At 49.4% G+C, this 13,547-nt stretch carries 10 protein-coding genes and 1 pseudogene; 10 read left to right on the top strand and 1 reads right to left on the bottom strand.

The features are described 5' to 3' along the window. Positions 1-26: 26 nt before the first annotated feature. From EGV91_RS16895 to gatB, 10 genes are all read left to right on the top strand, one after another. A complete protein-coding gene (locus EGV91_RS16895; RefSeq protein ID WP_135505800.1) occupies positions 27-1,760 on the top strand; it encodes an adenine deaminase C-terminal domain-containing protein in 1,734 nt (577 codons plus the stop codon). 2 nt (positions 1,761-1,762) lie between these two features. Further along, on the top strand, positions 1,763-2,812 hold the full coding sequence (locus EGV91_RS16890) for a DUF3048 domain-containing protein (RefSeq protein ID WP_135505798.1): 1,050 nt from the start codon (positions 1,763-1,765) through the stop codon (positions 2,810-2,812). 35 nt (positions 2,813-2,847) lie between these two features. Then, positions 2,848-3,168: a YerC/YecD family TrpR-related protein gene (locus tag EGV91_RS16885; RefSeq protein WP_135505830.1), complete on the top strand. Its 321-nt coding sequence runs from the start codon at positions 2,848-2,850 to the stop codon at positions 3,166-3,168. Positions 3,169-3,309: 141 nt separating this feature from the next. Further along, on the top strand, positions 3,310-4,011 hold the full coding sequence (gene pcrB / locus EGV91_RS16880; RefSeq protein ID WP_135505796.1) for a heptaprenylglyceryl phosphate synthase: 702 nt from the start codon (positions 3,310-3,312) through the stop codon (positions 4,009-4,011). A gap of 37 nt (positions 4,012-4,048) precedes the next feature. Beyond that, positions 4,049-6,256, top strand: coding sequence for a DNA helicase PcrA (pcrA, locus tag EGV91_RS16875; protein WP_221301034.1), 2,208 nt, complete (start codon positions 4,049-4,051; stop codon positions 6,254-6,256). 15 nt (positions 6,257-6,271) lie between these two features. Continuing rightward, positions 6,272-8,278, top strand: coding sequence for an NAD-dependent DNA ligase LigA (ligA, locus tag EGV91_RS16870; protein WP_135505792.1), 2,007 nt, complete (start codon positions 6,272-6,274; stop codon positions 8,276-8,278). Between the two features lie 13 nt (positions 8,279-8,291). After that, on the top strand, positions 8,292-9,419 hold the full coding sequence (locus tag EGV91_RS16865) for a CamS family sex pheromone protein (protein WP_135505790.1): 1,128 nt from the start codon (positions 8,292-8,294) through the stop codon (positions 9,417-9,419). Positions 9,420-9,615: 196 nt separating this feature from the next. Next, positions 9,616-9,906, top strand: a complete 291-nt coding sequence (gene gatC / locus EGV91_RS16860; RefSeq protein WP_135505788.1) for an Asp-tRNA(Asn)/Glu-tRNA(Gln) amidotransferase subunit GatC — start codon at positions 9,616-9,618, stop codon at positions 9,904-9,906. A gap of 18 nt (positions 9,907-9,924) precedes the next feature. After that, complete coding sequence (gene gatA, locus EGV91_RS16855) at positions 9,925-11,394, top strand: Asp-tRNA(Asn)/Glu-tRNA(Gln) amidotransferase subunit GatA (protein WP_135505786.1); 1,470 nt, start codon at positions 9,925-9,927, stop codon at positions 11,392-11,394. Continuing rightward, the gene (gene gatB / locus EGV91_RS16850) at positions 11,391-12,821 is read left to right on the top strand and encodes an Asp-tRNA(Asn)/Glu-tRNA(Gln) amidotransferase subunit GatB (RefSeq protein WP_135505784.1); all 1,431 of its coding nucleotides are present in this window, start codon (positions 11,391-11,393) and stop codon (positions 12,819-12,821) included. The genes gatA and gatB overlap by 4 nt, the downstream gene beginning before the upstream one ends. Positions 12,822-13,229: 408 nt before the next feature. On the opposite strand, the pseudogene EGV91_RS17180 reads toward gatB, so the two are convergent. Further along, positions 13,230-13,547 (bottom strand): annotated as a pseudogene (locus tag EGV91_RS17180) (hypothetical protein); the annotation flags it as partial.

Here is a 13,547-nt window from a genome sequence, read left to right as displayed (position 1 = left end):
AAATAGATTGAAAGAAGGTGCCGGCAATGGTGAATCCGTTATGGAGAAATAGGGAGATCAGGGAACAACTTAAAATAATTACAAAAGAGGCCTCGCCGGATCTTGTGCTGACAAACGCTACGTATTTGCATGGCATATTCAAGAAATGGGTGACAGGGAATATTTGGATAAAAGGCGACCGCATCGTTTACGCGGGCAAAGATATGCCTTTAATCGGCAATTCCACTGAAGTCCAAGACATGGAAGGGAAATGGCTCGTGCCGGGTTATATCGAACCCCATGTCCATCCATTCCAGCTTTACAATCCGCAGACATTTGCCGATTACGCCGCGCAAGGCGGAACTACGTCGTTCTTATCTGACAACCTGACATTGTTTTTGTCATTGGAAAACGAGAAAGCGTTTTCATTGCTGGATAAAATTGCGGAACTGCCGTTTACATTTTATTGGTGGACGCGTTTTGATTCACAGACGGAATTGCTTGACGAAGATAAATTATTCACATCGAAGTCTGTGGGGGAATGGCTCGACCGTCCGGATGTACTTCTTGGCGGCGAATTGACGGGCTGGCCCAAATTGATGGCTGGCGACGATCAGATGCTGTATTGGATCCAGAAAGCGAAAATCGGCCTGAAGAAAATAGAAGGGCATTTTCCAGGAGCTTCGGAAAAGACGCTTGCTAAGATGAAATTGCTTGGGGCTGACGGAGACCACGAATCGATGACCGCTGATGAAGTCGAAGCGCGTCTCTTGCATGGCTACGGCGTGACTTTGCGCCATTCTTCAATTCGCCCGGATCTGCCTTCCTTGCTGAAGGAAATTGTGGAACGTGACTTGAACGTTTTTGACAAATTGATGATGACAACTGATGGTTCGACGCCGGCATTTCATTTGGACGGCGTCATGGACCTGTGCATTAAGATTGCTTTAGAGGCAGGCGTGCCGGAAATCGACGCGTATATGATGGCTTCTTATAATGTAGCGCGGTATTATAACGTCACGAGTTTGCACGGCTTGATCGCAACGGGCAGATACGCCAACATCAACATCCTCGATACGCCGAGCAACCCGGTGCCATCGGGCGTCATTTCAAAAGGCGTCTGGCTGAAGAAGGACGGCGTGAAAGTGTATTCACTGCCGGCAGTTGATTGGTCAGTGCTGCCTGATTTGAATTTGGATTTCGACCTCACAGAAGATGATTTCCAGTTTTCGATGCCGTTTGGTATTGAGATGGTCAATGACGTCATTACAAAACCTTATTCGGTGAGCGTGGATACACATGATGGCCAATTATCGAAAAAGCATGAAGAAAGCTTCTTGATGCTGTTGGACAAACACGGCAAATGGCGGGTTAATACGCTGATCAAAGGCTTTGCTTCAGGCGTCAGCGGATTCGCCTCTTCCTATTCGAATACCGGTGATATAATCTTGATCGGCAAAAACCGGGAAGATATGAAAACCGCTTTCGAAGAAGTGAAGCGCATGAAAGGTGGAATCGTTCTCGTGGAAGAGGGGAAAACGGTTTGCTCGCTGCCGCTGCCAATCGGCGGAACGCTGTCCGACTTGCCGATGGAACAATTGATACCGAAAGAGCTGGAATTGAAACAGGCGCTGAGAGAGCGTGGCTATAAACACGGCGACGCTGTCTACACGCTGCTGTTCCTGCAAGCGACGCATCTGCCGTATGTGCGGATTACGCAAAGAGGAATTTATGACGTCATGAATAAAAAAATCCTGTTTCCCGCATTCATGAGGCAATAGCCATGAAAAAATGGACAATCGCACTCATTGTTTTATTGCTGGCAATCGGGGCAGGCGGCGTTTACTGGATGATGGTAAAAGATCAAGAACAAGAACCGGAAAATGGACAAGAAGAGCCTGCGGAACCTGGCGAAGAGCCGGGCGCGCAGGCCTTTGCGCCGTTCACTGGAGTAGCAGAAGGCGGTCCGTTCACGAGCCGGCCGGTGATGGCAGTCATCAATAACCATCCCGATGCACGGCCTCAAACAGGTTTGAATGAAGCGGATATCGTCTTTGAATTTATCGCGGAATACAATATTACGCGCTTTGCGGCATTGTATCAAAGCACATTTCCTGAAAAAATGGGTCCGATCCGCAGCGCCCGCGAATATTTTGTAGGTCTGGCGGCGGCATATGACGCTTTTTTCGTTGCCCATGGCTATAGTCCGGAAGCATATTCCATGCTGCAGTCGGGTATGGTTGACCATATCAACGGCATCGATTACGACGGCTCGCTTTTCCAGCGTTCGACTGATCGGGTTGCGCCGCATAATTCCTATATTACGTATGACAATATTAAACTGGGTATGGAAATGACGGACGCTTCACCCGATTACAGCGTTAAAGCGCCTTATGCTTTCTTTAAGGGTACCGGAAATGGTAAAATATCGGAACAGGCATCAATGCTTGAAGTAAGGTATGGGCAAGACCCTAATTTTACAAGCGCCTTTTCGTACGATGAAACAGCTCAGCTCTATAAGCGGTCTTCGGGAGGAATCCCGACGGTCGACAAAGAGACGCTGCAGCAGACCGAAGTTGCAAATGTCCTGGTGTTCGAGGCGGACCACCAAACGATTGACGCCAAAGGGCGGCAGTCGATCGACCTTGAAAGCGGAGGGAAAGCATTGCTTTTCCAAAGCGGCGGTGTCCGTGAAATAGAGTGGATTTCACAAGGCGGCATGCTCATTCCGGCCGCAAACAACGAGCCGGTCGAACTCGTTCCGGGGAAGACGTGGATCCATATCGTGCCCACTGAGCCCGGAATGGAACAATCGGTCCGCTATACCCCTTGACAACAAGGGCAGAAATGAAAGGACGGTTATGCCGCATGCAGGTTGATAAGATCCGTGGAAATCAGACAGACCAATTAATAGAAGCAGTTCTTGCATTAAAAGATAAAGAAGAAGCGTATCGTTTTTTTGATGATTTGTGCACCATCAGTGAAATCCAATCGCTGTCCCAGCGTTTGGAAGTCGCCCGTATGCTGCGCCTGAAAAAAACTTACGAAAAAATAAAGAACGAAACCGGAGCAAGTACGGCGACGATTTCACGTGTGCGCCGCTGCCTGAATTACGGCAACGATGGCTACGACGAGATGCTTGGCCGCCTTTATCCGGAAGAAAAACCTTTCCAGCTGCCAACAGACTGATTGCATCGTGCAGTCACTTTGCGATGCGCAGCGTTTGAAAAGGGGGCTATCCCATAAGTCGAATATCAGACTTATGGGATAGCCCTCTTTTTTTTGTTATAATGAAGAGATGAAATACGATTTATAGTTAGGTGGATGAATGTGGACTTCCATACATGGCGGCATGTCTTCAAACTGGATCCGGCTAAGCCGATTTCCGATGGACAGTTGGAACGAATTTGCGAATCTGGGACTGATGCCATCTTGATTGGCGGCAGCGATAATGTCACACTCGACAATGTCTTGGATTTAATGGTGCGCGTCCACCGGTATAATGTGCCGGCGGTGCTCGAAGTTTCGACGGTCGATTCGGTGGCGCCTGGATTCGATTATTATTTCATCCCAACCGTATTGAACAGCGAAGATCCGCGATGGGTCAAAGGGCTGCATCATGAAGCAATACGGGAATACGGGGACATCATGGATTGGGATGAATTGATTCCCGAAGGCTATTGCATTTTGAACCCCGCTTGCAAAGCGGCGGAATTGACGCAGGCCGACACGGAACTTACGACAGAAGATGTTATTGCCTACGCGAGGATGGCGGAACATTTTTTCCGGCTGCCGATTTTTTATTTGGAATACAGCGGCGTTTACGGCGATCCGAAATTGGTGGCTGAAGTGAAAGAAGTCCTGTCGAAGACGAGGCTATTTTACGGCGGCGGCATCGATGACACTGAAAAAGCGATTGAAATGGCCGGTGCGGCGCATACGGTTGTAGTCGGAAATATCATTTATGAAAATATAGAAAACGCGATTGCGACCGTTCAGGCGGTTGCGGAAATGGACAAGCAGTCGCTATAATAAAAAGAACAGACGTTCGAGGTGGTGCACAGTGGAAATGATTACAAATAGTTTATTGAACGGGATGAATCCCGAACAGGCAGAAGCCGTACAGGCAACCGAAGGGCCATTATTGATCATGGCAGGTGCAGGATCAGGCAAGACGCGTGTATTGACACACCGGATCGCTTATCTGGTATTGGAAAAGCAAGTTTACCCGTCCAATATCCTCGCGATCACTTTTACCAATAAAGCGGCGCGTGAAATGCGCAACCGGATTGACGGGCTCCTTGGCCACGGCACGGGCGTGCGCATGTGGGTGTCTACATTCCACTCGATGTGTGTTCGGATTTTGCGCCGGGACATCGACCGCATCGGCTTTTCGAAGAACTTCTCGATTTTGGATACGACTGACCAATTGACGGTCATTAAAAATGTCTTGAAACAGCTGAACCTGGATCCGAAGAAATACGAACCGCGGACCATGCTGAACGCGATTTCATCGGCGAAAAACGAATGCATCACAGCTGAAGAATTTGCAGCGAACATGAACGCCCATAATCCATACGAAAAAACAGTGTCGGATGTCTATGCGGCGTATGCGAAGCGCCTGCAGAAAAACCAGTCGCTCGATTTCGATGATTTGATCATGACGACGTTGACTTTATTCAACACGGTGCCGGAAGTACTGGAATATTACCAGAATAAATTCCATTACATCCACGTCGATGAATACCAGGATACGAACAACGCCCAATACCAATTGGTGCAGAAACTGGCGAGCAAATTCAAGAATATTTGCGTCGTGGGCGACTCCGACCAGTCGATTTACCGTTGGCGCGGAGCGGATATCACAAATATCCTGTCTTTCGAAAAAGACTACCCGAACGCGAAAGTCATCATGCTTGAACAGAATTACCGTTCGACGAAACGGATTTTGCAGGCTGCGAACGACGTCATCCAGAAAAACACGAGCCGCTACCCGAAAGAGCTGCGCACGGACAATGCGGATGGACCGGCGATCACCTTGCATAAAGCAGGCGACGAGCGTCAGGAAGCGCAATACATTGTCCAGGAAATCCAGAAGCTCATGCAGGAAGAAGGCTATAAGACGTCCGATTTCGCAATCCTTTACCGCACCAACGCACAGTCGCGGATACTGGAAGAAATGTTCGTCAAGTCGAATATGTCCTATACAATCGTCGGCGGAACGAAGTTCTATGACCGCAAAGAAATCAAGGATCTTTTAGCATATTTGCGTCTGATTGCGAATAATGACGACGATCTGTCGCTCGCGCGCATCATCAATGAACCGAAACGGGGAATCGGTGCGACATCGTTCGAGAAGATGGCCCGTTTCGCGATCGACCAAGACCGCACCATCATGGACGCGCTGCAGGAAGCTGATTTCATGGGGCTGACGCCGAAGACGGCGCAGACCGTGCTTGAATTCCATTCGATGGTCAACGGCTTTACACAAATGCAGGAATACTTATCAGTCACCGAACTCGTAGAAGAAGTTTTGAAGAAATCAGGCTACCGCCAAATGCTGCAAAACGATAAAACGATCGAAGGCGAAAGCCGACTGGAAAACTTGAATGAATTCCTGTCGGTTACGCAGGCATTCGAAAAGCAGAGTGATGACAAATCGCTTGTTGCGTTCTTGACGGATCTGGCCTTGATTTCCGATATCGACTCGCTCGATGACGATGAAGATGCAGACGGACCGATCATCCTGATGACGATGCATGCTGCAAAAGGGCTGGAGTTCCCAGTCGTCTTCATCGTCGGGCTGGAAGAAAACGTCTTTCCGCATTCGCGTTCGAACAACGACGACGATGAGCTGGAAGAAGAACGCCGCTTGGCATATGTCGGCATCACCCGCGCAGAGAAGCGGCTGTATTTGACGCACGCGACATCGCGTACGCTGTTCGGCAAAAGCAATTACAATATGCCGTCCCGATTCATCAGCGAAATTTCAGAAGAATTGATTGAGCCGACATTCGCGAACCACCGTGCCGGAGCGGCTACGAGTTACAGACAATCGCCGAAGCGCGCAGCGGTCACACGCCCTGCCTATAAACAATCCGGCGGAGACAAGCTCGGCTGGAAGGCGGGCGACCGTGCAACGCATAAAAAATGGGGCACAGGTACTGTGGTCAACGTCAAAGGCGAAGGTGAACAGGTCGAGCTCGACATCGCATTCCCAAGCCCGGTCGGCATCAAGCGGCTACTGGCGAAGTTTGCGCCGATTGAAAAAGAATAAGCAGGAGGATATCCAATGGACCGAATACAAGCAGAACAACGAGTGATTGAGCTGAACGAAACATTGAGGGCTTACGGCCATGCCTATTATGTGCTGGACAAGCCGGAAGTGCCCGATGCGGTATATGACCAATTGCTGAACGAATTGATCGAACTTGAAAACTTGTATCCCGATTTGATTTTTCCGGATTCTCCTACCCAGCGCGTCGGGGGCACACCGATTTCGAATTTCGAAAAAGTGACCCATTCAAGCCCGATGCTCAGCTTATCTAACGTATTCAATGAAGAAGACATCCGTGAATTTGATAAACGCGTGCGCAGCGGCGCAGGGGACAACATCGAATATGTCTGCGAGCTGAAAATCGATGGACTTGCCGTGGCGCTCCATTATGAAAACGGCAAATTTGTCCGCGGGGCGACTCGGGGAGATGGGCGTGTAGGCGAAGATATCACGGTCAATCTCCGGACAGTCCGGACCATCCCATTGAAACTGAATGATTCCATAGAGATTGAAGTCCGCGGGGAAGTCTTCATGCCGAAGAAATCGTTTCATGGATTGAATGAGGAACGCGGCGAGCGCGGGGAAGAATTGTTCGCCAACCCGCGCAACGCGGCAGCCGGATCGCTGCGCCAGCTGGATCCGAAGATTGCAGCAAGCCGTAATTTGGACGTATTCATTTACGGCATCGGCAGCGCAGGCGAATCATACGGTTTGAACGAACATGAAGAATCGCTGAAATACGTTGAAAAGATCGGCTTTAAGACGAATAACGAGCGGCGGGTCTGCAAAAGTGTCGAAGAAGTGCTGGCGTTCATCGCCCACTGGCAGGAGCAGCGCTCCGAGCTGCCATATGAAATCGACGGCATCGTCATTAAAGTGAACCGCTATTTGCATCAACAGGATTTAGGCTTTACTGCGAAAAGCCCGAAATGGGCGACCGCTTACAAATTCCCGGCTGAAGAAGTGATGACTACTGTCAGAGATATCGAGCTCAGCGTCGGGCGTACGGGCGTCGTCACACCGACTGCGATTTTGGACCCTGTATCAGTAGCTGGAACCACAGTGCAGCGGGCTTCGCTGCATAACGAAGATTTGATCAAGGAAAAAGACATCCGCATCGGCGATAAGGTAATCATCCGCAAAGCGGGCGACATCATCCCGGAAGTGGTGTCCGCGATTGTGGACCAGCGGACAGGAACGGAAGAGCCGTTTGAAATGCCGACCCATTGCCCGGCATGCGACAGCGACCTGGTGCGCATTGAAGGCGAAGTGGCACTGCGCTGCGTCAACCCGCAATGCCCTGCACAGATTACCGAAGGCCTTATCCATTTCGTGTCGCGCAATGCCATGAACATAGAAGGCCTGGGCGAGAAAGTGATTGAGCAATTGTATCGTGAAGGTTTGATCGCTGATTTCTCCGACCTCTATAAATTGACGAAAGAACAAGTGATGAATCTCGACCGCATGGGTGAAAAATCGGCGTCGAATTTGATTGCCGCAATTGATGCTTCCCGCAGCAATTCCATGGAGCGCCTGCTGTTCGGCCTCGGCATCCGCCACGTCGGTGAACGGGGAGCACGCATCTTATCCGAGCATTTCGGTTCGATGCAGAAATTGATGGAAGCCACAAAAGAAGAATTGGTTGAAATCCATGAAATCGGTGAAAAAATGGCCGATTCGATTGTTGCCTATTTTGATGCAGAAGAAGTTCAGCAATTAATGGAACGTTTAGCGGAAGAGAACGTCAATTTAACGTATACCGGGACTCGCGTAATTGTTGAAGCGGGGGCGAATGCTTTCGCCGGCAAGAAAATCGTTCTGACTGGCAAACTCGAGCAATTGACGCGCGGCGAAGCACAAGAACGCATCGAAGCGCTTGGCGGCAAAGTATCCGGCAGTGTCAGCAAAAAAACCGATTTGGTCATTGCAGGCGAAGAAGCCGGTTCGAAGCTGGAGAAAGCGCTGGAGCTGAAAGTGGATGTCTGGGATGAAGAACGCCTCTTGGAAGAATTGAATAAATGAGGAGATTTATAAAATGAAACGCATTTGGTGGATACCGGTCAGCCTATTGTTGCTGGCAGGCTGTGTGCCTTCCGCATCAGACGAAGCGGAAGTGCTGAGTACAGAAGAAGAAGCAGAGACAGCAATCATTCCGAGCATCCAGCTCGATGACCGGTATTACCGGACATTGCTGCCATATAAACAAAGTGCCACGCGCGGAACGATCATCAACCGGCTGAATTCCCGCTATGATATTGAAGAAGCGGAAGACGGCCTGCTGCGTTTGTCGCAGCGCCAATTTTCGCCTGATGATTATTATTTTCAGGAAGGCCAGAAAATCACCCGTGAAGATGCCAGTGCCTGGCTGAGCCGCAAGAGCAAGGAAAATGGCCTTGGGCTGAATGCAGCCGACTCGCGCGATGCGAAGGCGAAGGAAGCTGGCGACCGTCCATCACCGGAAATTCTGGCGCATATCGTCGAACAGAATTATCTGGTGAAGACCGATAAAGAAACCATCCGACTTGGCGGCGTTTCAATCGGGCTGGCGTTGAATTCGATCTATTACAATTCCATCGATGAAGTTTCTTATGAAGAATCGATTCCACAGGCCCAATTGGACAAAGAAGGCAAGCGCATGGCAGCTGAAATCATCAAGCGCCTGCGTGAAAAAGAAGGCATGAAAGACATTCCGATTACGGTTGGCCTATTCAAACAAAGCAGCCGCGGCGCTATTGCACCAGGGACGTATTTTGCCTTTGGTGTCGCGCCTGGGGGCGAAAACGACGTCGCAAACTGGACGCCGGTCAAAGAGGAGTTTGTCATCTTCCCGACATCCGGTTCAGAAGACAAATACCGCGATGTCGATACTTCGTTCCGGAACTTCAAGATGGACGTAGAAGAATATTTCTCGAATTTCACAAGCGTCATTGGAACGGGCTTTTATCAGGAAGACCAATTACGCAGCCTGAAAGTGGATATACCGGTACAATTCTACGGTTCTGCTGAGTTGATCGGCTTCACGCAATACCTAACGGGGCTGGTGCTGGAGCATTTCCCGGAGAACATTGAAGTGGAAGTCAGCGTTACTTCGACCAATGGGCCGGAAGCGCTTGTTATTCGAAAAGCAGGGCAAACCGAACCGATTGTCCACATTTATGATTAATTTGCATTGGGATAGGGGCAGCCAAGCGGCTGCCCCTATCCCAATTTTTGAGGGCAGGCTCCAGGATCCGCCGCAGCTGGATGTTTGATTTCGCTTTTCTTGTTGTCTAGACTTCAGCGCTGCCCGGGCGCTTTCGCTTTTCTTTTAAAAATGGTATGATATAGCGTATGTTTACTGAATCCGGAGGTGTAGAGAAATGGCGAAAATAACAAAAGAAGAAGTGATCGAAGTAGCACATTTGGCGCGCTTGGCCATCACTGATGACGAAGCGGTACATTTTGCGGATCAATTGCAAGCGATCACGAATGCGATGGAATTGCTCAACGAATTGGACACGGAAAACGTGGAGCCGACAACGCATGTATTGTCGATGGTTAACGTATTGCGTGAAGATAAAGCGGAAGCTGGCTTAGACCGTGAATTGGTTTTGAAAAACGTGAAAGAGCACGAAGCCGGTCAAATTAAAGTTCCAACTATTCTAGATTGATTGTGAGGAGGGAAAAACATGAGCTTAGCAGATAAAACCGCAGCACAGCTGCAGGAAATGATACATACAAAAGAAACGACGATCGCTGAAATGGCTGAAAAAGCTTTTGGGCGCATTGCTGAATTGGATTCAGACGTCGATGCTTTTTTGGCGCTTGATCAAGAAGGCGCATTGAAAAAAGCCGCGCAATTGGATGAAGTTGCAATGGACGAGCGTGGACCGTTGTTCGGCTTGCCGATCGGCGTCAAAGACAATATCGTGACTGAAGGCATTGAAACAACAGCGTCAAGCCGCATTTTGGAAGGCTTCAACCCGATCTACAATGCAACTGTCGTCGAGAAATTGAATGCAGCAGGCATGGTCATTGTCGGTAAATTGAACATGGATGAATTTGCCATGGGTTCTTCCAACGAAAACTCGTATTACAAAAATACGAAAAACCCGTGGAATTTGGAGACTGTTCCAGGCGGTTCTTCAGGCGGCTCTGCTGCGGCAGTTGCTGCAGGAGAAGTGCCATTCACATTAGGGTCTGACACAGGCGGATCGATCCGCCAGCCGGCTGCTTTCTGCGGCGTGGTAGGCATGAAGCCGACATACGGCCGGGTTTCACGATTCGGCTTGATCGCCTATGCTTCGTCATTGGATCAAATCGGTCCAATTACGCGCACAGTTAAAGACAATGCATTATTATTGAATGTCATTTCGGGGCATGATGAAAAAGATTCGACTTCCGCAAACGTCGAAGTGCCGGACTTTGCCGCTGCATTAACAGGCGACATCAACGGGCTGCGCATTGGCGTGCCGAAAGAATATTTTGCGGAAGGCGTCGGCGAAGCCGCAAAACAAGCGGTCCGCGATGCACTGAAAGTTCTTGAAGAAAAAGGCGCGACTTGGGAAGAAATTTCTTTGCCGCATTCCAAATATGCACTTGCTACGTATTACTTGATCGCTTCTTCGGAAGCTTCATCGAACTTGTCGCGTTTTGACGGCATCCGTTATGGCTACCGTACAGAAAAAGCGGGCAATTTGCTTGAATTCTATATGAATACCCGCTCTGAAGGTTTCGGCGATGAAGTGAAGCGCCGCATCATGCTTGGAACTTACGCGTTGAGCTCAGGGTATTACGACGCTTATTATAAAAAAGCACAAAAAGTGCGGACGCTCATCAAACAGGATTTCGACAAAGCATTTGAAAAATACGATGTCATCATCGGTCCAACAACTCCGACGCCGGCTTTTAAAATCGGTGAAAAAATTGATGATCCGCTGACAATGTACGCGAATGATATCTTGACGATTCCGGTCAACCTTGCGGGAGTTCCAGCTATTTCAATTCCTTGTGGATTTGAAAATGGCTTGCCGCTCGGCTTGCAGATCATCGGAAAATATTTTGACGAAGAAACAGTTTACCGTGTTGCGGATGTTTTCGAACAGGCAACTGATTTCCATAAAAAAACTCCTCAAGTATGGGAGGGAGCAGCCAAATGAATTTTGAAACGATCATCGGCCTCGAAGTACACGTCGAGCTGAAAACAGAATCCAAAATGTTTTCGCCTGCACCTGCCCATTTCGGTGCAGAACCGAATACGAACACGAACGTCATTGATTTGGGCTATCCAGGCGTCTTGCCGGTAGTCAATAAAACCGCAGTGGACTGGGCAATGAAAGCGGCACTAGCATTAAACTGCCAAATCAACCGCCACACGAAATTCGATCGCAAAAACTATTTTTATCCGGACAACCCGAAAGCTTATCAGATTTCCCAATTCGATGAGCCGATCGGTGAACACGGCTGGATTGAAATCGAAGTCAAAGGCGAGAAAAAACGCATCGGCATCACACGCCTTCATATGGAAGAAGATGCCGGCAAGCTGACGCATACAGGGAACGGCCATTCATTGGTCGACTTGAACCGCCAAGGCACGCCATTGATTGAAATCGTTTCGGAGCCGGATATCCGGACGGCGGAAGAAGCTTATGCGTATTTGGAAAAAATCAAGGCGATCATCCAATACACAGGCGTTTCTGATGTGCGGATGGAAGAAGGCTCGCTTCGCTGCGACGCCAATATTTCATTGCGTCCATTCGGACAGGAACAATTCGGCACAAAAACCGAATTGAAAAACTTGAACTCATTCAACTTTGTGCGCAAAGGAATCGAGCACGAGCAAATCCGCCAGGAAGAAGTATTGCTGTCAGGCGGCATCATCCAGCAGGAAACGCGCCGCTATGACGAATCAACAGGCAAAACATTGCTTATGCGCATCAAAGAAGGCTCAGACGATTACCGTTACTTCCCGGAACCGGATCTTGTCGACATCGTCATTGACGATGCTTGGCTTGAGCGTGTCCGCGCAGAAATTCCGGAATTGCCGGATGCACGGAAAGTGCGTTATGTAGCGGAAATGGGCTTGTCGGAGTACGATGCGATGGTCTTGACGCTTGCAAAACCGATTTCCGATTTCTTTGAAGCGACGGTTGCAGCCGGAGCGGATGCTAAATTGACAGCGAACTGGCTGATGGGCGAAATTTCAGCTTACCTGAATGCCCAACAGAAAGAGTTGGCCGATACGGCATTGACGCCGGAAGGTTTGGCAGGCATGATCAAGCTGATTTCCGACGGCACGATCTCCACGAAAATCGCCAAAAAAGTCTTGACTGAACTGTTTGAAAAAGGCGGAGACGCCAACGATATCGTCAAAGCCAAAGGGCTTGTCCAGATTTCCGACGACGCAACCTTGCGCGGACTGGTCACAAACTCGCTGGATAACAATCCCCAGTCGATCGAAGATTTCAAAAACGGCAAGGACCGCGCAATCGGATTCCTGGTCGGCCAGATCATGAAAGCGACAAAAGGGCAGGCGAACCCGCCAATGCTCAATAAAATCCTTCTCGAGGAAATTGCGAAAAGGTAATCTGAATGGCCCGCCTAGCGGGCCATTTTTTTCTTATAAAGGTGCTAGCCGATATTCCGCAAAACAGCTGCGCTTGCCGCGGGCGAGCGCCAAGCCTCCTCAGCCCGCTGTCGCGTGCTTCCGGGGTCTCGGCTGTCTCGCTATCCCGCAGGCAAGAGTTGACCGAAGCCTGCGAGGGCAATTCTTTGCGACGAAGTGCGCAGCACTGATGGAGCAGTATGGTTTTCTTCGCTGTTTTGCTCCATATCTGGAAATCACATAGAAAATACAGAAACTATATCTTTCGAACTTTTCATTCATAAAGAAATGATTTGCTACTAAGAAATACCTTTGAATGAAGCGGAAGACGGCGACTCCAGCGGGAGCAGTGATGGAGCTAAGCGACAGAGCGACGTGCTGAAGACTCTACTATGTAAAATAGATAGATGACAACATAAAGAACCATCCAGCCAACCGCCCGCTGCCAAGCTTTTCAGCTACAAATTTCATCAGGTCATCCAGTGTGCCAATCACCCGCTCCACTTCCGGCATATGATAGAACGTAGTCGTTGCCGAAAAATCATAGACGTCCGCCTCTTCGGAAAACAAATACACTTTTTTCCCAGCTGCCAGAGCCATTCCTAGCTCGATATGGCTCCCTTTGCCTGCAGGCAGCAAGATAAAGAATACATCAGCTTCAAGCACAGCGGCTTTTTCAAGCTGTCCGATTGCAGCTAAGGGCCTCCG

Source organism: Planococcus koreensis, from assembly GCF_004761975.1.
In the GTDB taxonomy this organism is placed as follows: domain Bacteria; phylum Bacillota; class Bacilli; order Bacillales_A; family Planococcaceae; genus Planococcus; species Planococcus koreensis.
The sequence above is the reverse complement of the archived record's forward strand: the minus strand, read 5'-3'. Positions and strand labels throughout refer to the sequence as shown.